The organism is Hymenobacter tenuis, assembly GCF_054780495.1.
Window position 1 is genome coordinate 243,448 of the sequence record NZ_BAAGWF010000004.1, and the last position, 23,392, is coordinate 266,839.

Sequence of the window (23,392 nt, forward strand, 5' to 3'; positions counted from 1 at the left end):
AAGTAGGGCTAGGCTTTAATGGCAGCAGATTACTGCACTACGCTGGGCTCCAGCGTGCCCACGCCGCCCACAATAGTAGCCGTGTAGGTTTCCAGGTGCAGCCCCAGTTGCTGCTGGTAGGCGGCCGTCTGGTGGGCGATGAACGCCTCCACGTGTTCGGGCGCTACCAGGTTAATAGTGCAGCCGCCAAAGCCGCCGCCCATCATGCGGGCCCCGAACACGCCGGGTGCCTGCTGAGCCGAGGCTACCAAAATATCCAGTTCGGGGCAGCTTACTTCGTAGTCGTCGCGCAGACCGGCATGCGAGGCGTACATTTCCTGCCCGAAGGCGCGCAAGTCGCCGGCCAGCAGGTGGCGGCAGGCCGCTTCTACCCGCAGGTTTTCCTGCACCACGTACAGGCAGCGGCGGAATACTACGTCGCCAAGCTCGTCCTTATGGGCCTGTACTTGCTCCGGGGTGGCGTCGCGCAGGCTCTGAATGTGGGGATAATGGCGTTGCAGCAGCGCTACGCCTTGCTCGCACTCTTGGCGGCGCGTGTTGTATTCCGAGCTGGCCAAGGAGTGCTTTACGCCCGAATTGCACAACACAACTTGGCTGGCTGAGGTATCAAAGGGAAAATACTCGTACTCTAGGGAGCGGCAATCGAGGCGTACTACCTGCCGGGGCTGGCCAAACAAGCTGGCGAACTGGTCCATGAGGCCGCACTGCACCAAGGCGTACTCGTGCTCCGCTTTCTGAGCCATATGGGCTAGTGTCATGCGGTCCAGCTCGGTACCGAGCAGCGTGTTCAGGGCAAAGGCCAGGCCGCACTCCAGCGCCGCCGACGACGACATGCCCGCACCCAACGGAATATTACCGCCAAACACGCAGTCGAAGCCTGGTACTTGCACGCCGCGCTTCTGAAACTGGGCCACCACGCCTAGCAGGTAGTTGGCCCACTGCACTTGGCCGCGCTCTACCGCCGTAACTTCTATGGAAAACGACTCTTTCAGATCATGCGAAACCAGCCGAATGGTATTGGTCTGGTTCAGGCCCACCGCGAAGAAGATTTCCTTATCCACCGCCGCTGGCAGCACATAGCCGGCGTTGTAATCGGTGTGTTCGCCAATTAAGTTAACCCTGCCAGGGGCGCGTACTAGCAGAGGCTCGGAGGTGAACTGCTGACGAAATTCGTGGGCAATGGTGGTAGCTAGCTGCATAGCGAGAAGGAAATAAAGGCGGTTGCTGCTGTAGGAAGGCCACTACAGAACAGGCGGCTGGTACCGGCCGGCGCGGCTCAATGTTACGTGGTATTTCAGACTTTGGCTGCGCTAATCTAGGCGCTTCTGCCGCTTTTACGGCACCGTAGCCGGTATTTTTCACCGGTAAAGTCAGTTCTAAAATGCTGTGCTTTCAGTGGAGGCGTGCCTGCTGACCTGGCGCAGAACCTACTACAGCTTAAACTGGAAGCTCACCTTCACGCCAAAGTTGCGAGCCCCTGGCGCGTTGCGGTATGTGAGGCGGTGAATGAAATCAACCCGAGCCACCTTCAGGATATTCTCCACGCCATAGCCCACCTCCGCATACGGCGTGCTCCCTAAGGCCCGAAACGACGGCAGCGGCCCGCCATTCACGGGGTCGGTCTGCGGAATGATGTGGCGGTTGGCCTGGCTGACGCTGCCCCACAGAATATTGCCGGTGGCCACCAGCCGCCAGTTGAGCTGTTTAATGGCCGGAATAGAGTTCAGCAGAAAGCCATCAAACTGGTTTTCCAGCCGAAACGCTAGGTACCGGTCGCTCACAAACTCAAAGTAGCGCATCAGGTTAAAGGCGCCCGCGTTATAGAACGGCGACTGGTTACCGAGGTGCGTTTTGAGCACCGGATACGGCACCGTGCTCGGGATGTAGCCCGCATCCAGCCGGTAATCGGTGCGGCCCAGCTGGCCCAGCCGGATGCTCTGGTCGATGAGCAGGTTGAGCTTGTGATACCGGAAGTCCGACCCCAGCACGTCATCTACGCCTAGGGTGTAGCGCACCGTAAACACCGGCCACCGCTTCACACCAATAGCTGAGCGGCGGTTCTGGTTGTTCTCTACCAGCACCTCGTCCCGGGCATAACGCGATTCTAGTACTACTTCCGACAGAGAAAATTGGTCGTCGGTAGGGGAGCCGGGCTGAGTTTCGCGGGTGTAGTAAGCGAAGGGGTACAAGGGCCGAAACTGCTGATGGCGCAGTACCACGCGTTGGGTAAAGCCCCGAAACAGATCGGACTGCAACGCCACGCTGGTCAGCTCGCGGCGCAAGGGCCGGCTGCTGCTGATGTTGCCTAGGCGGGCCGAGGCTTCAAACAGCGGATTTTCCAGGGCATAGTCGTTGTCGAGCAGGGCTACCTGGTCTAGGTCGTTGCGGTGCTCGAAGTTGGCCACCGTCCAGTGCCGGCGCTCTAGCACCCGCTGCACCCGCAGCCCGTACTTAAAGCGCCCATCCTGCGTGCCGTAGGCCAAATACGTGCGCAACAGCCAGTCGCGGCTTAGCTCGGGGGTAGTCCGAAAGCCCACTCGAAAGCGCTGACCCTCAATGCTGTTGAAGCTGTACGCCGTCAGAATCGGGCCCCAGTCGAGCTTGCCGGCGCGGTAGTAGCCGTTCACGGCCACATCGGCTATTTCCAGCAGGTTGCGCACCGCCGGCAGCTTCCGCACCGAGTCCAGTACCATTAGTGTGGCCTGCTCTTGCTGGGTCAGGGAGTCGGGCCGGTTTTGCGCAAAAAAGTCCTTGGGCACCTCAAACGCATCGGATGCCGTTTCTAAGGGCCGGTCGTAGAAGGCCAGCGGCTTAGGCTGATTAACCAGGAAATTGGAGTTGACCGTGGTGAGGCGCGCCAGAATGCCCGTGCTGCTTTTAGTAGGCTTTATGCCAATTACTACCCTAGTACGCCGCGGCAACCCTGCGCCGGCGGCGGAGGGCGTCAGCTCTTGCCACACGCGCACCTGCTCTACAAAATTGAGGTTAGCCTGGGGGCTCACAGCCAAGTCAAGCTGGCGCAGCGCATACGTGTCGGTTGTTATCCAGATGGTGCCCACAAACGCCAGGTCCTGCGGCCTGCGCGGCGTCACGCCAATTCTATAGCAGAAATCCTCGCCTACCATCACCGAATCCTGCAACTCGTACTCGTAGGTGAACTTCCAACCCTCGGCAATGGGCGAGATGAAGTCCTTGCCGAGCAGCTGTTGCCAGTTGAGGTAGAAGTCCCAGTCCTGAAACGAGGACCCCATAATCTGCGACACCACTGAGCCTTCGCGCGGCGTTGCCCCGCGCATCTGTGTCTTGCGCACTTCCTCCCGCTTGCGCAACGGGTTGTTGTTCTGGTAAAAGCGCGACAGCACCTCAGAGGCAAAGATGGGCACTATGGCCTTGCCTTTAGCATCGCGCGCTACTCCTAGGCTATCGGCTACCTGTATCATCTGGCGCAGCACGCTGCGGCGACTTACCTGGTCGGGCAGGTTATTAAGAGCTAGCTCCGTGCGGTTGTAGGAGTCGAACTCGAAAGCCTCCAGTCGGCGCTTGTTGTTGCGGTTTTTGTGATCCTGCACGCGGCGAAGAATCACGTACGCTGGGTTTTCGCGCGGCCGAACTACTACCTCGCCCAGCGCCACCGACCCCGAGCCTAATGCAAAGTTGATGGTTTGTTTGGCGGCGGTGCTGGTAACAGGCTTTTTCACGGCCGTAAACCCAATGGCCGATGCCACCAGCGTATCCACGGGGCCAGCCACCGTCAGTTGGTAGCGCCCATTCTCATCAGCCGTAGCGCCCTGGCTCGTGCCGCGTACAAACACTGATGCGAATGGAACCGGCTGGCCATTAACGGTTTCCGTCACGCGGCCACTAAACACCAAGCGTTGGGCTTGCGCCACAGGCATACCTAGCAGCAGCAAAGGCAGCAAAAGCAGCGGGCAGAAAATACGCATGATGGCAGTGGGTTCAGGCCAGACTACGGCAACCTAGCAACTGGTAAGATATCGAGCGACATCGGCAAAAGCGAATAAGCCCCCCACCAGCTTGGTCCCGGCGGTTACTTCGGGCATTCTTCGCGGGTCAGGGTTTCGTTGATGCTGATGGCGGTGGCGCTACCCTCTGCCGCCGCCAGAAGTGCCTGCTGCGTACCAGGTGTGTTGTCGCCGGCAGCGTACAGGCCGTGCACTGAGGTTTGGTGGTTTTTATTAACCCAGATGGCACCCTTACTGGTCAGGCGGCAACCCATCTGCTCGGCCAAGGGGCTACGTTGGTGCTGGTGCGCGTGCACAAACACGGCCGCGCGAGCTAACTTCTCTCCCGACTCGAACACAATATGTCGAAGCTCTCCGCCATCTGTGCCTTCCAGCCTTGCCACGGGCTCTTCGCGCACCTGAATGTTTTGGCGACGTAGGCGGCGGCGGGCATTTTCGGTCAGAAAACCCGGGCCGTCAATACACGCTATTACGTCTTTGCTCCAACGGCTAACCAGTAAGGCCAGTCCAGTCACCATTTTGGCGCGTCCGTACACAGCCAGCGGCTGGTCGCGCACTTCCCAGCCGTGGCAATAGGGGCAGTGCAGCACGCCTTTGCCCCACAGTTCGCGCATGCCCTCAATGGGCGGTAGCTCGTCTTCAACGCCGGTGGCCAGCAATACTTTGCGTGTCGAAAGCGTCGACTTGCGGCCGGTTGGCCCTTCCAGGGTAAGCTCAAAGCGCTTGGCTATGGCCTTAATCTCCAGAACCCGCGCCTCCCTGATTTCAACAGAGGCGTATTGCGTCAGCTGTTCGCGGCCCAAGCGGAGTAGCTCAGCGGGTTGGGTTCCGTCGCGGGTCAGGAAACCCTGTACGGCGGGTGAGGGGGCATTGCGGGGTTGTCCGCCATCGAGCACCACCACACGGCGCAGGCAGCGGCCTAGTACCAAGGCCGCGCTCAGGCCAGCGCTACCAGCACCCACAATAGCAACATCCGTATCGGTCAAAGGCCAGCTAGGTACCCGATGACGAGGAACTGAGTCAGACATAAAAACAAGAGTTAGCCCAGTCTATACCCAGAATTCGGGAGTGAGGTTAGGCCAGCGGGCACGTGAATTGGCTATCTATAGCAAAAAAGCCCCTTCTCCGAAGAGAAGGGGCTTTTTGCGAAAAGCAACCTAGTCAGATTATTCTTTCACTAAGCGCTTGGTGAACACCTGGCCATTGCCCTGAATGGTGACGATGTAGCTGCCTTGCGGCAAGCCTTGCACTTCCAGTGCCTGGTTGAGGCCACCTTGCTGCGTAGTTGAGCGAACCATGCGGCCGGCCATATCGGTCAGTTGCACGCGGTACGTGCCAGCCGGCAGCGTGGAAAGGTCCAGACGAACATCCGAAAGGTCAGATGCCGGGTTCGGGTACAGTTCTACGTTAGCTACTGCTTTTGCGAACGTCACGGCCTGCACCATGCTCAGCGTAGGAGTGCCATCCGTATCCATCTGGCGCAGACGGTAATACACCGCACCCTGCGCTCTCGTGCCTACGTTGGCGTCTACGAAGCTGTAGTCTTTAGCCTGAGTAGTAGTGCCCTGGCCTTTTACCTCGCCAATAGCCTGGAAGGTGACAGCATCAAAGCTGCGCTCTACCACAAATCGGTCGTTGTTCAGCTCCTGAGCCGTGCGCCAAGTCAGTTTAGCATCCTGATTAGCAGCCTTAGCTGAGAAGCTTACCAGCGTAACCGGCAGCGGGTAGGCCCCGATGATGATAGTTACGCGGCTGGTTGTTACACCACCTGTAGCATCTGTAGTAATTACGTCCATGGGGTACGTGCCATTCTTCAGCAGTAAGCGGTTAGCTACTGTGAACTGACCCGTAGCAGCGTTCATATCAATACCCGAAGGCAAGTTTGAATTGCTGAGTACTGCTCGTACTACTACGCCGTCAACATCTGAAACGGTAGCGAAGGAGTAGCCATTGGCGTAAGGGCCATTGGTTGGCGAGGCCACGTTGTACACGGCTTCGGTCTCGAATACATTGAGCGCAACCGCTACCGAAGAGGTGCCGCTGGTGGCATCTGTAGTATTGACCGTGAAGCTATACTGACCTTTTACAGCCGCAGAAGCAGTGGGTACGCTAATGGTACCATCAGCACCCACAGTCAGCCAAGTTGGAACACCAGTACCAGCTGCCGCCGTGATAACTCCGTTTTGGTCCGTGATAGTTACTAGGCTCCTGCCGTTCGTCAAGGCATCGAGGTTGTATGCGTTAGGCGTAGAAGCTACAGCTTCCTGATCAGCGAAGATGGTGATGCTGACAGTTACCGTTGATTTACCGCCTAGGGCATCTACCGTATTCACCGTGAAGGTTGTGGTGCCCGTTACAGCTGAAGCTGCCGTGGGAACCGTGATGGTGCCATTCGAAGCTAAGCTCAACCAAGTGGGCAGGTTGGGGCTAGTAGCCGTGATGGTGCCATCGGCATCAGTCACTATTGCTAGGGTCTTGCCATTGGTCAACCCGTCGCGGTTAAACGAGTTCGGAGAAGAAGCTACTGCTTCTCTGTCGGCATTGATAACCAGGGTGATAGTGCTGCTGCTGGTGCCGCCCGTTGCATCGGTGGTGCTGATGGTCAGGGGGTAGGAGCCAGCTACCAGTGTGCCAGCATTCGTTACCGTGATGGTACCGTTTGTAGCCAGGGTAGTGCCGGCGGGCAGCGTACCGCTCGTGAGCGAAGCGGCCGTGATGTTGCCGTTGCCGTCCGTAACCGAAGCCAGTACGTTAGTATTAACGTAGTTGTCTACGTTTTTTGCTGGTGCCACAGTATACACCGCTTCCTGGTCAGCGAAGATGGTGATGGTAGCCGTAACACTCGACTTGCCACCAGTTACATCCACCGTATTTACTGTGAAGTCATAGGTGCCGGCAGCAGGAGCTATGGCACTGTTCACCGAGAACTGGCCCGTAGTAGTGTTGAAGCCCATACCAGCAGGTAGAGTACCCATCGTGATAGTAGCCGAAGTGAGGGTGCCATTGGCATCCGAAACCGTAGCCAGCGAGGAGCCGTTGCTCAGCGCATCACGGTTGAACGAGTTCGAAGTGCTGTATACCGCCTCAGCATCCGGATTAATAACCAGCGTGATAGTGCTGCTAGACAATCCACCCGTAATATCAGTTGTGCTGATGGTTAGGGGATAGGAGCCGGCTACCAACGCTGAAGTGTTGTTTACACTAATGGTACCGTTGGCAGCGAGGGTAGTGCCAGCGGGCAGCGTACCAGTTGTCAGCGAAGCTGCCGTGATAGAACCGTCGCCATCCGTAACAGAAGCCAGCGTGAAGCCGTTGGCGTAATTGTCGACGTTTTTAGCCGCGGCTACTGTGTACACTGCTTCCTGATCAGCGAGGATGGTGATGCTTACACTTACCGTCGATTTACCTCCGGTTGCATCCACGGTGTTCACCGTGAAGGCATAAGTGCCATTCGCTGGACGCGTAGCTGGTGTGCCGCCGATGGAATAAAACTGCCCAGTAGTAGTGTTAAAGCCCATATTAGCGGGTAATGCACCCGTTGCGATGGTTGCCGAAGTAAGAAGGCCGTCGGCATCCGTCACGGAAGCCAGCGGTTTATTAGCAGTCATTGCATCCGTATTGAATGAGTTAGACGAACTGTATACCGCCTCTTGGTCAGTGGTGATAGTAATGCTTGCAGTTACCGTCGATTTGCCACCTAGTGCGTCTACCGTGTTCACCGTGAAGGTGTAGGTGCCAGCAGCAGGGGCCGTAGCGTTGTTCACCGTGAACTGACCGTTCGTGGTGTTGAAGCCCATGCCAGCTGGCAAGGAACCCGTTGCGATGGTTGCCGAAGTGAGGGTACCATCAGCGTCCGTTACCGTAGCCACCGAAGTGCCATTGCTCAGCGCATCGCGGTTGAACGTGTTCGGAGTGCTGTACACCGCCTGCTTATCGGTATTGATAGTGATAGTAACGGGTATTGCCGATTCGCCACCTAGTGCATCTACTGTGTTGATGGTAGCAGTGTAAGTGCCCGCTACAACGGCGTTCGTATTGACACTAATGGTACCATTGGTTTGCAGGGTCAGGAACGTAGGCAGCGTGCTGCCGCTAGCAAGTACTGCTGACGAGATGATGCCATTCGCGTCCGTTACGGTTGCTACTACCGAGCCATTGGTTAGGGCTGTGTTAGCAAACGTATTCGGAGTAGAATACACGGCTTCCGTATCGTTCTCCTTTACTGGAATAGTATAGGTAGCAGGAGTAGCATCAATGCCGCCATTGTTATCGGTAGCTGTGAACCGGAAGCTGTCATTCTCAACGCTATTGTCAGCAGTTGGGAAGTTGCCCGAGGGGTCGTACTTCAGCGTGCCTGCCTGTTCCTTGCTGAGGTTGAGTTGGCTAGTACCGCCTTGTAGGTTAGCAGCAGTAACAGCCACGTAAGAGCCAGCCGTGCCATTGGTGTTAGTGTTGTAGTAAAGCGTGCCTTTGGTTGGCAGGCTCGTGAACTGATAAGAAGCAATAGTGCCATCTTCATCCGTTGCGGCCAATGTTGGAATGCTGGTCTGGCCATTCGTGCTCAGAATAGCAGAGGCTACCGAAATGCTTACATCAGTGGCGGAAGGAGCTGCGTTCGTTACCGTAATGGTGTAGGCAACTGCTGGAGACGATACACCACCGTTGTTGTCGGTAGCCGTAAAGTTGAAAACGAACGTACCGTTGCTGGTGCCGGCCGGGTCGAATTTCAGGTCGCGAGCCTCAGCCAGGGTGAGTACTAAGCCAGGGAAGTTCGTACTATTCACCACAGTGGTTCCCACGTACAAGGTACCTAGCGTGTAAGCAGGCAGGCCAGACAAAGTGTACCTAGCAATAGTGCCATCAGCATCTGTAGCACTAGGTACTGGAATAGCCGTGGAGCCATTGCTGCTTGGCATGGTAGCGCTGGTAGCTGTTGCAACAGGCGCCACGTTTCCAATCGGAATGGTGAAGGTAGCAGGGGTGGGGTCAGTAGGGCCGACTGCAGTGTTCGCACGAGCCGTGTAGGTAAATGTAACGTCCGTGTTGTTGGTGCCAATAGGGTCAAAGCTCAGTACGCCCAATGTGCCTAGTGTGCCCGTCGTAAACTCGGAGCCAGCAATAACAGCGGAAGTGACGCCTGCGAACGTCCGGTAAAGCGTACCCTGAGTAACTGGGTCGGGTACGGTGGAAAAGATGTAACTGTAAATGCTTCCGGTTGTAATGCTAGCACTCAGCGTGGATATATCAGTACGGGCGGCGCTACTCAGGATAGTGACGTTGGTGACATTGTTAGCAACCGGTAGCGTTGTGTTTACAGGTATGGTCAGCGTAGCCGTGTTAGTGCTGGTGGCGTTGTTGTTATCTTTAGCCGTAAAGGGAAGGCTTAAGATAAACGAGTCATTGTTGTTAGCTGGGTCAAAACGCAGCGTGCCGTTTGCTGGGATATCAGTAGTGGTCGTAACAAGTACGTTAGCGGTAGAACCGGCAGTTGTGTAGTAAAGGGTGCCTTGCGAGGTGCCGTCAGGTAGCGCTGTTAACCGGTAAGATGTAACTGTGCCATCAGCATCGCTTCCTTGGAATGAAGGCGTTACTACATACGTTGCATTCGGACCTCCGCTTGGGAGAATAACATTGCTTACGCTTGAAATAGCCGTTGGGGCTACGTTGCCTACCGGAATGGTATAAGTAGCAGGCGTGGCATCGGTTGTACCATCGTTGTCAGTAGCCGTGAAGGTGAAAGTCACGTTGCCATTCGTAGAGCCAGAGGGATCGAAGCGTAGGCTGCCTGCCTGTGCCGGTGTTAGGGTTACAGTCCCGATGTTGCTGCTCGTGAAAGCAACGTAGTCATAGCCAGCATTGTAGTACAGCGTACCATCAGTGGGCAAGCTTGAAATTTTGTAAGATGCAATAGTGCCATCAACGTCCGTGGCAGACAATGCTGAAATAACGGTTTGATCAGCGCTGCTGCTAATAGAGCCAGAGTTGGTAGTATTGATAGCTACCGGAGCCGCGTTGGTGATAGTCAGCGTGTATGTAGCGGCTGATTTGCTGACTTCCCCTAGTGCGTCCGTGGCAGTATACGTGAAATTTACGCTGCCCAATGCCGCGGTGGTAGCAGGCATAAAGTACAGGGCCGCGGCCTGCGCCGGCGTAAGCGATAGCCCTGGGAAGTTAGTGGCATTTACCTCAGTGTAAGTGCTGCCAACAAGAACATACAGTTTGCCGGACGCATTAAGTGCTGTGAGGCTGGCCTGGGTGATGGTGTAGCTAGTAATGGCGTCATTATCGGCATCGGTTGCTGACAAAGGCAGTAATGCAGTGTAGCTCCCTCGGGGGGTAGAAGTGCTTTTAGCTGCAGGTACGGGCGGCGTATTCACAACCGTCGATACTTTCGCATTTGCCAACGTACCGTTATTATTAACCGGCTCTATGTCCAATCCGGTAGTTGTGCTACTGGCCACCCCAGTAACAGGGCCCGTGGCTGGCATAGTGAAGCGAATAGTGCTGGTGCTAGTGGCGTTGCTCGCTAATGTCCCAATGGCAGGTAACGTGAGCAGGCCTGTATTCGAATCGTAGGCTGCACCGGCTGCGACCCCGTTAATGGTCACATTAGTCAGGCCCGCAGTCAGCTGAACTGTGGATACAACCCCCGCAGCACTAATGTCGCCTTGGTTTTTGGTTGTCGCCACGTAGTCTACCGGCTGCCCGGCAACAGCACGAGCAGGACCCGTAAGCGTAGTGGCTAGGTCTACTTCAGCGCACCACACCATTGATGGTATACCAATGGTCTGTAAACGAAGGTTGCCAGCAGTGTACGCCTGCGTGTTCTTGTAGATAATCTCAAGTCGCGAAATGGCAACACTTGATGGATAGGTTAGTACCACCGTTCCTGCGGGGCCACTATTCACACCAATGCCCTTGATGGTATTAGCACCAGCAACAAACGTGTTACTGCCGTTGGAACCCAACGCCACATCAGCAGCCTGGAGTTGATACAAAGTTCCACCTAGAGTGTAGGCATTGAACGTTACTTCGTCAATGAAGTCGCTACCGCCACTAGCTAGGGTGCTAACGTCGATATCCTCCATTGCAAATGCCAAGTTCTTCACCGGACGGCTAAAGTTCATCTGCACAGTAGATATGTTTGCTGCGCTAACATTAGCATTGTCGAGTTGCCATACTAAGCCTTGTGTAGAAAGGCGGGCGGGCTGGTTTTCTATGCCCAAAATATTTGTCTGCCCTGCTGGAACAGATGAGGTATAGCTCGTAGTGCTTACAGTAGTATTAGCAACTGTAACCCCTGCCTGTGCTTTCCAGCTCTCTCCTACTGTTCGCTCTGAAAAGTCAATAGCACTGTTTTGGCTGCATGAAGCATTACTAACAGGCAGCGAGTATGTAGCCGCAGTCGCAATATTGCTAGTGCGATATGTAAAACTATAATTGCCTGCTGCTGCGGTAGCATCAGGAGCATAGGTCAGCGAACCGGCGTTACCCACGGATACAGTAGCTGGAACTGCAGTTATCGGAGTGCCATTGAGCCGTAGTACCCCTTTTGCTGGCAGTGTAAGAATGGTAAAGCTGCCAGGAGTCGAAGTAGCTGAAAGCGGCTTGATAGCAGTAGCCCCAAATGATTTTGGAATAATAGGGGCCGCTTTATTTACGGCTGTTTGTGCCCAAGCAGGCCTTTCAGCTAACATGAGCCATGCTAGCAGGAAGGGGGCTAATCGTAAGCGTGTTTTCATAGAATGAAGTGAAATGAAGATTGTCTGAGGGAGGGGCCTCTAGCGATGGAATGAGGTGTGAGTGCACTACTATCTAGCTCAAAACTACCTTGCGCGTGTGGCGAGCCCGGTTGATTTCGCTGAATGACGAGCTGTTCTCGGTGAGTTGGTCGATTTTGTTAGCGAATGAATTGGCCAAGATTTTTACTGTGCTGCCGTAATTGTCCCACTTTGGGAAAACGCAGCCAGCATATGCCAAGCTCCGCCGTCAGCTAGATTTTCGTTGGGCAAAAAAAGAAGCCCCACCGGATGGTGGGGCTTCGTAGTCTGGTTTGTTGAAAAAGGCCGGCTAGTACACTTGGTTGCGGCCGCTTTGGTTAACGAGCTGCTGAACTTCTTGGTTAAAGCCAGATTCCTGCTGCAAATCCTCAAGGTTGAGGTGGAAGCGGTATTTCCAAAAATGAGTTGGGTTGGCTGGTACGTTGATTTGCTCAGCAAGTGGGTCTTGGCGGCGTAAGCTCGCATCCATAGCCAGCAAATCCTGGAGGGGGAAGATGGCCCACATAGCCGGCGAGTACAGGTGCTGCACCGTAATGTCGCGGGCAACCCAGGGCTCGCAGAATGGTGGCGCCTGCTGACCGTGGTGCCCCAAAATGGTCTCGAAGAAACGCTGCGTTTTCTCGCGGTCTTCTTCCCACCAGCCACGCACCGTGCTCATGTCGTGCGAGCCGGGGCTAACCACGGAGAGGTATGGCGCGGCACCTGGGTGGCCGAATTCTACGCTCGGGTCAGAAGGCATGCGCTGGATGTTAAGGCCCAGGATGCCCAGGGCCTTCATCACGCCCGGCACCGAATCAGGTACCATACCCAGGTCTTCACCGCAGATGAGCATATCGGTAGCCCAGCGCACGGCCGGCAGTTTTACTAGCCCCTGGCGGCGCCAGAAGTCCTCATGACGGCGGTAGAAAAAGTCGAAGTACAGTTCCTGCAGGCGTGGGCGCGTCTGGTCATCCAGCTCCCGAAACGAGCGGCTTAGGTGCAGCGTGATGCGCGGATGGTAGAAGTCAGCCTGTTGGTCGTCGGGCACAAACAGCACCTCATTTACTAGGCGGTACAGGCCGGTGCGCAGCCAGCGGTAGTGCTCGGCGTTGCTAGGGTCCTGTTGCAGCTGAACCTCCAGCACGGCTTCAATCTGGCGCTGGGTACGCACGTGCTCCTTCAGGCGGATAACGCCGTGGCCGGCATCTTCCATGAACTCATCAAACACGCTCTGGGCCTGACCGTGGAAGATTTCCTGCAGAATGTGCCAGCGGATATAGGGCTCACAAAGGCGGCCATAATCGAACCAACCAATGCGCTGTTTAATTTCGTGTTGGTGTAGGGGTAGTGCCGGCGAGAAGTGACCCAGTAGGCCCTCTACAGAATGCCCCGGAATTTCCCAGATGCGGAAAAAGCCCAGAATATGGTCGATGCGAAGGGCATCGAAGTAGCGGGCCAAGTGGCCCATGCGCTGCTTCCACCACTGGTAGCCGTCTTCGGCCATTCGCTCCCAGTTATAGGTGGGGAAGCGCCAGTTCTGACCCGTAACCGAGAAGTCATCGGGGGGCGCGCCGGCCTGCTGGTGCATGTGATAAAGCTCAGGCTGGGTCCAGGCATCTACGGAGTGGCGGTAAATACCAATGGGCAGGTCGCCTTTTACTACTACCCCGTGGTGGCGGGCATAGTCAACGGCTTCCCGCAACTGCTTATCGAGGTAGTACTGCGTGAAGAAGTGAATCCCGAACTCATCAAAGTCGGCGCTGGCCTCATCGGTCAGCTCGGCTACCTTGGCCGGCGTGCGGAACTCCTCGGGCCACTGGGTAAAGTCGGCGGTATGGAACCGGTCGCGCAGGCCGGAGAAGGCCGCGTACGGTACCAACCAGGCCTGCTGCTCCTCGCGGAACTGCTGAAAATCGGGGTTGGCTAAAAACGCAGCCTTTTCCTGCTGATAGAGCTGGCGGATGAATTGCCATTTGGCGTTCATCACGGGCTCGTAGTCTACGAAGTCTTTGGCGTTTAACTCCTCGCGCAGGCGCTCTAGTTCCTGGCGCGCCGTGGGGTCCTGTAGCTCAGCAATTTCGTCGAGGTTGAGGTACTGCGGGTGCAGGGCAAACACCGAAATAGCCGCGTAGGGGTAGCTATCTACCCAGGTGTGGGTGGCTACGGTGTCGTTGATGGGCAGAATTTGCACGAGTTTCAGGCCGGTCGCTGCGGCCCAATCTACGAGCAGCTTCAGATCAGGGAACTCGCCTACGCCCAGGCCGCGGCGGCTGCGCAAGGCAAACACGGGCAATGCCACGCCCGCCCCGCGCCAGTTGCCGGTAGGGTAGCGGAAGTGGTCATCGGCCTTTACCACTAAAGTGCGTGGCCCCTGGCTGGGCTGAATAAGGCGGTCGTCGCCGGCCTCCAGGTGCACAATTTGTTGCGTCCGCGGGTCCCAGATGCCGTATTTGTACTGCACCGTCTGGCTGGGGTTCTGCAACGCCACTTCTGCCACCCAAGTAGGGTAGTCAGCGTCTGAGAGGAGCACGGCCTTTTGGGCGTCCCAGGCACCTAGCGCGGCATCGGAGCCTAGCACGCACAGCTGGTGGTCAGACTCGACGCGTGGCGCCGCCAGTTGAAAACGCACCACGGCATCGGCAGCGGGAGTTGCCGGCGCTGCCGCAGGGGCGGGGCGTCGCATCAGGGCTTTGGTGAAAGCGGCCGTGTGCAGCTCGTTTTCAGCCAAGGCCGGAGCGCGCCAAAAATCTTCTAGCACAACGCGCGTAAAGCGGCCGGCTTCATAGGTAATTTTCCGGTTCGGGCCCCATTCCCAATGCTTGCCCCCATCGCGCTCATCCAGCAGCACGTATTTATATTCCACGGTGTCCAGCTGGTCATCGGGCAGGCTAATTTCCTGAGACCAGGTGCCTGAGTCAGCGTGGTAGAACAGGTCCAGAGCTTGGTCGAGGTTCCATTGGCCCAGTGTGGGCAATGAGCCGCAAACTACCAGGCGCTGGCCCCAGGCCGTGCGGAAGGGTAGCGTAAAGCGAAGAATCATCGGGTACTGATTTTACAGAAGAAATAGGGCCGAAAGATAAGGCTTAATGCGCTGTCAAGTGGCGCTGGGCAGGGCCTCAAACGGACATAAATTCAGGCATTTTACCTTGATTTTGGGCCTAGTAATGGCCGGTTGATACGGGGTTGATGCCCGATTGATTTTTTGCCTCCATGCCCAAAATTTTACCCGCCGAAAATAAAAGTGAGTGGGTAATAACTTTTCTCAAACGTGACCTTACTACCCCCTTCCTAAAGGCAAACTGAGAGGGAGGTTCGCCTTCAAAGCAGTGGGAGTTGCTCGGATACGTGTGTCATCGGCCGGGCCCGCTAGGTACCTAGTACTAGGCATCGGCTGCTGGCAAAAGGTAGCGGCAACGGCCCGAGTGACAGACTAGGTGGCGGCGGGTTGGAGCGGAAGAGAGGGGTAGAAGCAAGCCATTGGTAGCTATAACGGCCTGAGTGACCGGTAAAAAGGGCATCGGGCAAACCTGGGGAGGGTGTTTATCGTTTGCCGGACTAGGTTTCATTCTACTCTCTGCCTTTTGCCAGTTTATCTGCGTCGTATTCTTTACGCCCTGTTAGGGCTCGTCGGGCTCGTGCTACTCTTAGTAGCCGGGGTTTTTGTGTTTCTGCAAACCTCATCAGGTCAGGATTTTGCGGCCCGGAAAGCGGAAAATTACCTGCGCGACAAGCTCCAGACCGAAGTCAGAATCGGGAAGTTTCGCTCTGACTTTAAGCACGCGCTCAGCCTCGATGGCGTGTATCTGGAAGATCAAAAAGGGGATACGTTGGTGTCCGTGGGGCACCTAGGGCTGGATATTGATATCTGGGCCCTCACCAAATCCCAGATCAACCTGAAAAGCCTGGAGCTCAACGATGGCCGCATTGCTATTAAGCGTACGGAACCCGACAGCATCAGCAACTACGATTTTATCCTCAACGCCTTCACCGCCGGCGATACGGCCACTGCAGCTACTACCCCCGCCGATACTACAGGTGCGGGCTTTCAGTACAACATCGGCGACTTGCGCCTAACCAACATACTGCTCACGTACAACGATGCGGTGGATGGTATGAACGTGCGCACCAAGGTGGGGGAGTTGGCCGTGAACATGGACCTAGTGGACGTGGATGGCTCTACCTATAAGGTCGATCAGGCCGCGCTGAAAAATACCAGCATTGGGATTGTGCAAACCAAAGTGCCGCCAGACACCCCCGCCGATACGGCGGCTCTACAGCTGGAATTCGGCCTGAACCGGGCGCTGCTGAACAACGTCAGCCTGACATATAAGAACAACCCGTCGTCGCAGTTCATCAGTACCCGTGTGGGCGAAGCGGAAATTACAGCCGACAACATCGACCTGATAAACAGCCGGGTAGCCCTGAACACCCTGAAGCTACGCAACACTAGCTTCGCGTACGCTCAGAACGAGGAAGTGCCTGTAGAGCAGCGCGTAGTAAACCCAGCTGAGGCCGTGCGCGACCTGAACAAGTCAGTAGAAAATGCAACCGGCCAGGAGGCTAGTTGGGTAGTTAGCCTGAAGCAGTCCGATATCAGTGGGGTAGACGTGGCCTTTGATAACTTCAATGAACCGCGCCAGAAAACCAAGGTGCGGGGCATGGACTACAACCACCTCAAGTTCACCAACTTGGTGCTCAATACCGAGAACCTGCGTTACTCTGAAAATAGCACCACCGGCCGTATTACCCAGCTGGCTGGGCAGGAGCAAAGTGGGTTTGCCGTGACCCGCGCCCAGGCCGATGTCATCTTCGACTCGGCCCAAACCCGGCTTGATAATCTGGATTTGGTTACGCCGCACACGCGCATCCGCCAGACGCTGGCCATGCGCTACAAAAACCTGGATGCCATTGCCGACGATCTGCCCAACCTGCGCATTGAGGGCGACCTGCGCGACACCCGCCTCGGCTTCCGCGACATTCTCTACCTAGCCCCCGATTTGGCGTCAACCCCGCCCTTCACGACCGGCCCCAATCAGTCGGTGCTGGTAAGTGGGCAGGTGAGCGGCCGAGTAGGTGATTTACAGATCCGGAACCTCGATGCTGTGGGCTTCCGCAACACGGTAGTGCGCGGCTCGGGTCGTATTCAGGGCTTACCGAACACCGATGAGCGGCTGGTACTGAACCTCGACATCCGGGAGTTGCGCACTACTGAAACCGATATGCGCGGACTGCTGCCGGCCGGCACGTTGCCACCCTTGGCTACCAACCCCAACCTGCCGCTTACGCTTAGTGGCCGCGTGCAGGGGCGCCTCAACAACCTGGCTCTCCAGAACGTCAACTTCCGGGGCCTGACGGGTACTCGCCTGCGGGCTAGCGGCCGAATCCAGGGGCTGCCCAACACCGACCGCCGCCTCTACACTGACCTGAACATTCAGGAGTTTGTCTCGACGGCTGCTGATATCCGGGGGGTGTTGCCGGCCGGTACGTTGCCAGCGGGCTACAATCTGCCACCTCGCATAGCGGTATCGGGCACGTTCCGGGGACGCCCTACGGCACTGGTGTTTGATACCGATTTGCGCGCTACAACCAGTTATGGCAACCTAGCCGCCAAAGTAAATGTGGGCGAAGGCCCCGCCGGCCAAGAACCCGTAACGGCTACCTTCAGCACGCAACGCCTGGATGTAGGCAAATTCCTGAACGACCCCACCATTGGCAAAGTAACAGCCAGCGGTACGCTCACGGGCCGTGGCGGCCTCGACCCAAACCAGCTGCGTGGTACCCTAAACGCTCAGGTGCAGGAGGCTACGTACAATAACTACACCTACCGCGGCATCACGGCTAAAGTCGACATCGACCGGAACCGCTATGTGGTGGATGCTAGCAGCAAAGACGACCCCAACCTCAACCTCGATCTGCTGGCGACTATCGACCTGCGCAATGCCTCGAACCCTACCTATACTGTTGACCGCTTGAACCTGCGCGGAGCCAACCTCACGGCCCTGGGCTTTTACACCGGCGGCGACCTGCGCGTACAGGGCGACCTGACGGCTAACATCAGCGGCTCTGATCTGAACACTCTGAACGGCACCTTCTCGGGCAACCGCGTAGTCATCGTCAGCAACAACCAGCCCTTTGCGCTCGATTCTGTGAATGGCCGCATTGTGCAGCGCACGGGCCGCACTGAAGTCGACTTTACCAGCAGCGTAGCCGATGTGACCTTGCGCGGCAACACCCGCCTCGGCGACATTGCCACTGAGTTGCAGCGCCACCTTGATCGGTACTTTGACCTGCCCGGTGTGCAATACCGCCCCAGCGCCGACTACCGGCAGTTTACCTTCGAAGCCAACCTGAAGCAGCCGCGCCTGGTGCAGCAGCTGGTGCCTGACCTCACGCGCCTCACGCCGTTTAAGCTCACCGGCAGCTACGACAGCCGCGCCGCCGACCTGCGCCTGAACACCCGTGTGGGCCGCATCGTGTACATGGGCTATGCCCTGGATTCACTGAAGCTTAACGTCAGCTCCGATCCGCAGAAGCTGGACTACGCTTTGGGCTTGCGCCAAATCAGTCAGGATACTACGCTGTCGGTACCGAACCCTAGCTTAGTAGGCAGCATTCAGAACAACGAAATCGGGACGCGGCTGCGCATTGCCCAGTCGGATAGTGCCGAGCGGCTGAATCTGGCTGGCGCGTTGCGCGTGCTAGGTGGCGGTGATGCCTATACCTTCCGGTTCGACCCCAAACTGATGCTCGATCAGAAGCAGTGGGACATTCCGACCAACAATGAGATTCGCTATACCAGTGCGACGGGTGCCATCTTTGCCCAAAACCTGAGCTTCAGCCGCAACAACCGCCGCCTCAGCCTCCAAACGCTGGCTGGCGCACAGTATCCGCTGCAGGTGAACATGGAGAACCTGGAAATCAATGCGCTGGGTCGGGCCGCTGGCTTTCAGGATTCGTTGATTGCCGGTACGCTTAATGGCCAAGCCGTAGCCTTTAGCCTAGGCCAGCCCAAGCAGGCCTTTACGGCCAACGCCAACCTAGCAGGCTTCGTGTTCAACAAAGCCGCCATCGGCGACATTGCCTTACAAGCTACCAACCCAACCTCCGACCGCTACAGCGTGGATATGCGCCTCACCAACCAGCAGGGCATGGATGTGCGGGCCGTGGGCTACTACCTGGCCACGCCGGCCAGCCCCATCCAGTTTGATGTGAACGTAAACCGGCTGGATCTGAAAATTGTCGAGCCTTTCTCGTTGGGGCAATTGCAGCAGATGGGTGGCGGCGTAACGGGGCAGCTAGCCGTAACGGGCAGCGCTACCCAGCCCGTGGTAAACGGTACGCTCACCACCACTCCCGATGCCACTTTTACCCTCTCGCAGCTGGGTGCACCGTACTTCCTGGCCTCGCAGGATATTGACTTTACCAACCAGGGCATTGGCTTCGATAACTTCATTGTAAAAGACTCCCTAGGCAACCGAGCCGTGGTAAACGGCTCCATCCGGACCCGCGACTATGTGTCGGACTTCCGCTTTGATTTGGAAGCGACTACGGAGAACTTCTTGGCTGTGCAAAGCTCCCGCCGTGACAACCCGCTGTTCTGGGGTAAGCTGTTTGTGGATTCTGACTCGCGCATTACCGGCAACCTAAACCTGCCTATCGTCCGGACGCGGGCTAGGGTGGCGAATGGTTCCGACCTGTTTGTGGGCGTGCCCACCGATGACCCTGTGAAAGTTGAGCGCGAAGGCATTGTGGAGTTCATAGATAAAAGCGCCCCCGTTGATACCATGCTGGCCCGTCAGCTAGCCCTCGATACGCTGCAAACCACCAGTGGCTACGACGTGCAGGCTTTGGTAACCGTCACCGACAAAACGCCCTTCACCATTGTAATTGACGAGGCCTCCGGCGACAACCTGCGGGTACAGGCCAACGGCACGCTCAACACCGCCATTGATGCTACGGGCGCCATCACCCTCACGGGCCGCCTCGATGTTACAGATGGTAAATACCAGATGTCGTTGTATGATCTGGCCTCCCGCGAATTTGATATTGCGCCGGGCAGCTCTATCACGTGGAGCGGCGACCCCTACAATGGGCAGGCCAACGTAACGGCCATTTACAAGGTGCGGGCCGCCCCGGCCGAGCTGATTTCGGCGCAGGGCCTAGCCGATGAATCTTTGTCGGCTATTGGTCGCAACCAGCTTCCGTTTGAGGTAGATCTGAAAGTGACCGGCGAACTGCTCAAGCCTGTTATCGGGTTCAACATTCGCTTGCCCGAGGAGGCCCGGTCTGATTTGCGCGGCCCCATTGAAGCCCGCCTGACGCAGCTACGCCAGCCTTCCCAGGAAAGTGAGCTGAACAAGCAGGTGTTTTCGTTGCTGGTGCTGAACCGCTTCCTGGCTGATGACCCCTTCCAGAGCAGCAGCGGCAACCTAGTAGCCAGCCAGCTGCGCGGCTCAGCCAGCCAAGTGCTCACGCAGCAGCTCAACAACCTCACGGGCTCTTACCTCTCCAACTTGGGCGTGGAGCTCGGGGTGAACTCCTATGCCGACTTCAGCAGCGGCGCCGAGAAAACCCGCACCGACCTGAACGTGGCCGTGCGCCGGCAGCTGCTTAATAACCGCCTCACGGTACGGTTGGGTACCGATGTACCCCTAGGCGGCGGCAACCAGGCCTCGCAGGGCCAGAACCAGTCGGGGGTAAGCGCCTTTGCCGGCGACGTAAGCGTGGAGTACAATGTGCTGGCCAACGGCCGGATCCGGCTGCGCGCCTTCCGCAACAATGCTTACGGCGATATTGACGGGCAATTTGTGCGCACCGGCGCTTCCCTGATTTTCCAGCGCGACTACCGCAACCTAGCCGACCTGTTCAAGGGCATCGATGAGGAAGTAAAAGAGGAAGTGAAGCTGGAGAAGCGCCGCCGCCGCCAAGACCGCAAAGCCGGCCGCGACACGGTAGCTACTGCCTCCTCCGCTGCTCCCCAAGATTCTACCAAGCTGCGGCCGGTCTTTATTCGGCCGGATTCTGCCCGTCGTGTTACGCAGTCGTCGGCCCCGCGCCGCTAACTTCCTAGGTGCCTGATTGGCCGAAAGGTCGTCTGTTATTTTTTCTGTTCTGAACTTCCAATTCATGTTGCATTTTCTGCCCTTCCTCTCCTCAGTCAAGGACGCTGCCGACTCTCGTGGTCAGGCTTGCCCGGCCCGCCGGGGTGGGTGGGGCCTGGGAGTTGCGGCGCTGGCCCTGCTGGCGTCGTGCTCGGGCACCAAATACATTCCGGAGGGCAGCAAGCTGTACACGGGCAGCACCGTAAAGATAAAATCGGCCAGCCCGATACCCCGGGAGGCAGAGCTGACTACGGAGCTGGAATCGGTTATCACGCCCAAGCCCAACAGCTCGTTTCTCGGAATTCGGCCTAAGCTGTACTTCTGGCATTTGGGCGAAGGCAAAACCAAAGGCTTGGGCCACTGGATAGCCAATAAGTACGGCGAGAAGCCAGTGCTACTCAGCCAGGTAGATACCCAAAAGGTGAAGGGCCTGATGGTGAACCGGCTCTACAACAATGGCTACTTCAAGCCCGAGGTGCACAGCCGCGTGCAAACCAAGGGTAAAGCAGCCACCGTTGACTACACGGCAACGGTAGGCAAACCGTACACCATCAAGGAAATTTTTTTCCCGGAGGGCGACTCGCTACTAGCCCGCGCAGTGCGCGCAACCCAGCCGGCCTCCCTGCTGAAGGTTGGCGACGCCTACAATTTGCAAACGCTCACGAATGAGCGCACCCGCATTGATGGCGTGCTGAAAAACCAAGGCTTCTATTATTTTAGTCCCGAGTACATTCTGTTTCAGGTAGACAGCACGCTCAATAATGAGATGAACGTGTACCTGAAAATCAAGGAGAAAACGCCAGAGCAAGCCTCGAAGCCCTACTTGGTGAACCGCGTTCGGCTCAATACCAACTACTCGCTTACCGATACTACCATCAATGAGCAGCGCCCCATTCGCTACCAGGGCTACCTGTACTTTCCGGATGAGGAGATGTTCAAGGCGCGGTCCATTACCAATGCTACGTTTATTTACCCCGACAGCCTGTACCGCCGCCGCCGCCAAGACCAGACCTTGAGCCGCCTCATGAGCCTAGGCACCTTCAAGTACGTGGACATCGGGTTTCGGCCCGCCCGCCAAAAAGCCGACTCGGCAGGCTATGGCTTCCTGAACTCGTATGTGCGCATGACGCAGCTGCCCAAGAAGAGCCTGCGGGCCGAGGTGCAGCTGGTCAGCAAATCCAACGGCTTCACCGGGCCCGGCTTCCGGGTGCAGTACCGCAACCGCTCAGCATTGCGCGGGGCCGAGCAGCTCTTGATCAACCTCACGGGCTCCTTTGAAAACCAGACCCAGAGCAATGCCACCACCATTGGTGTTACCAGCTACGAGCTTGGTGCCGATGCCCAACTGCTTGTGCCGCGCCTGATTACACCGCCCTTCGATATCCGGCTGGTAAACTCTGACTTTCAGCCGCGTACTTCCTTTGGGGTGGGGGTACGGTCTGTGACGCGGGTAGATGCATTTACGCAGCGCGGCTTCAACTTCAACTACGGCTACAGCTGGAAAACCAGAATCACGAACGAGCACGAGCTGCGCCCCATTGATGTGCAGTACCTGCGCCTTACCGATACCAGCGCCGCCTTCAACCGCTTGCTGATTGAGCGGCCGTTTCTGGCCAACTCCTTCCGGCAGCAGTCCATTCTGGCCAGCTCGTACCGCTATACCTACAACCAGCAGGCCCTGGAGCAGCGCCGCAACCAGATTTATTTTAGCGGCGGCGTGGAAGTGGCCGGCAACCTGGCGTATCTGGCCAGCTCGCTCACGGGCCAGCCCCAGGTTACGAACCCCGACGGCAGCAACTCCTACACCATTTTGGGCCAGCAGTTTTCGCAGTACACGAAAGTAGACTTAGAGCTGCGCAACTACTTCCGCACCAGCGCTAGTCCGGCCAGTGGCAACAAGTTTGCTACTCGCCTGCTGCTGGGCTTAGGGCTGCCTTACAAGAATGCCAATGTGTTGCCCTACCTTAAGCAGTATGGCATTGGCGGCCCCAACAGCGTGCGGGCCTTTGCTGCCCGCGGCCTAGGTCCTGGTACGTACCGAACCCCCCTGTCGCGTGAAACCAGCGCCTTCTATGATCAGGTTGGTGACATGCGCATTGAAGCCAACGCCGAGTACCGCCAAGATTTGTTTCCGTATGTGAAGGGTGCGCTGTTTGTTGATGCCGGTAATATCTGGCTTATCAACAACGACCCCAGCCGCCAAACCATTGATGCCGAGGGCAACCCCGATGGTAAAAACGGTCAGTTCACGTTCAACTCCTTCATGAAAGAGCTGGCCGTGGGTGCCGGTGCTGGTTTGCGTATTGATGTGCAGTTCTTCGTCATCCGCTTCGATTATGCATATCCGCTGCGCTTGCCTTACAGCAACACCGAAATCCGGGATGCTTTGAATCAGGTCATTTACGAGAAGACACCTACTTCTGGCCGCCTCAACATTGCCATTGGCTACCCTTTCTAGGCCGCGACCTGTACCGGGTTTGAGCTATTGCTAAGCCTAGTACAGTATGGCTTAGGAGCGCAAGAGCAGTAACAAAAAAGCCCCGCCACG

At 56.9% G+C, this 23,392-nt stretch carries 7 protein-coding genes; 2 read left to right on the top strand and 5 right to left on the bottom strand.

Translation table 11 applies throughout. From position 1 onward, the window contains the following. Positions 1 to 29 precede the first annotated feature (29 nt). The 5 genes from galK to ACYVGU_RS14535 all read right to left on the bottom strand — a co-directional run bounded on the left by galK (position 30) and on the right by ACYVGU_RS14535 (position 14,783). Complete coding sequence (gene galK / locus ACYVGU_RS14515) at positions 30 to 1,199, bottom strand: galactokinase (protein WP_460613339.1); 1,170 nt, start codon at positions 1,197 to 1,199, stop codon at positions 30 to 32. A 231-nt stretch (positions 1,200 to 1,430) separates the two neighbouring features. Beyond that, positions 1,431 to 3,944 carry a DUF5686 and carboxypeptidase-like regulatory domain-containing protein gene (locus ACYVGU_RS14520; protein WP_460622654.1) on the bottom strand — a complete coding sequence of 838 codons (2,514 nt, stop codon included), beginning with the start codon at positions 3,942 to 3,944 and terminating at the stop codon, positions 1,431 to 1,433. A 104-nt stretch (positions 3,945 to 4,048) separates the two neighbouring features. Next, positions 4,049 to 5,011, bottom strand: coding sequence for an NAD(P)/FAD-dependent oxidoreductase (locus tag ACYVGU_RS14525; RefSeq protein ID WP_460622655.1), 963 nt, complete (start codon positions 5,009 to 5,011; stop codon positions 4,049 to 4,051). Between the two features lie 138 nt (positions 5,012 to 5,149). Then, on the bottom strand, positions 5,150 to 11,110 hold the full coding sequence (locus ACYVGU_RS14530; protein WP_460622656.1) for a putative Ig domain-containing protein: 5,961 nt from the start codon (positions 11,108 to 11,110) through the stop codon (positions 5,150 to 5,152). Positions 11,111 to 12,053: 943 nt separating this feature from the next. Then, a complete protein-coding gene (locus tag ACYVGU_RS14535; RefSeq protein ID WP_460622657.1) occupies positions 12,054 to 14,783 on the bottom strand; it encodes a 4-alpha-glucanotransferase in 2,730 nt (909 codons plus the stop codon). 541 nt (positions 14,784 to 15,324) lie between these two features. Between ACYVGU_RS14535 and ACYVGU_RS14540 the strand changes: the two genes are divergently transcribed. Together ACYVGU_RS14540 and tamL are read left to right on the top strand one after the other, a co-directional pair. Beyond that, the gene (locus tag ACYVGU_RS14540) at positions 15,325 to 20,805 is read left to right on the top strand and encodes a translocation/assembly module TamB domain-containing protein (protein WP_460622658.1); all 5,481 of its coding nucleotides are present in this window, start codon (positions 15,325 to 15,327) and stop codon (positions 20,803 to 20,805) included. A gap of 64 nt (positions 20,806 to 20,869) precedes the next feature. Further along, positions 20,870 to 23,302 (top strand): BamA/TamA family outer membrane protein, encoded by a 2,433-nt coding sequence (tamL, locus tag ACYVGU_RS14545; protein ID WP_460622659.1) that lies wholly within the window; start codon positions 20,870 to 20,872, stop codon positions 23,300 to 23,302. Positions 23,303 to 23,392 lie beyond the last annotated feature (90 nt).

Coding starts and splice junctions, on each gene's coding strand:
- ACYVGU_RS14530 (WP_460622656.1), bottom strand. CDS start 11,110: ATGAACTTTAGCCGTCCGGTGAAGAACTTGGCATTTGCAATGGAGGAT.
- tamL (WP_460622659.1), top strand. CDS start 20,870: ATGTTGCATTTTCTGCCCTTCCTCTCCTCAGTCAAGGACGCTGCCGAC.
- ACYVGU_RS14520 (WP_460622654.1), bottom strand. CDS start 3,944: ATGCGTATTTTCTGCCCGCTGCTTTTGCTGCCTTTGCTGCTGCTAGGT.
- ACYVGU_RS14525 (WP_460622655.1), bottom strand. CDS start 5,011: ATGTCTGACTCAGTTCCTCGTCATCGGGTACCTAGCTGGCCTTTGACC.
- ACYVGU_RS14535 (WP_460622657.1), bottom strand. CDS start 14,783: ATGATTCTTCGCTTTACGCTACCCTTCCGCACGGCCTGGGGCCAGCGC.
- galK (WP_460613339.1), bottom strand. CDS start 1,199: ATGCAGCTAGCTACCACCATTGCCCACGAATTTCGTCAGCAGTTCACC.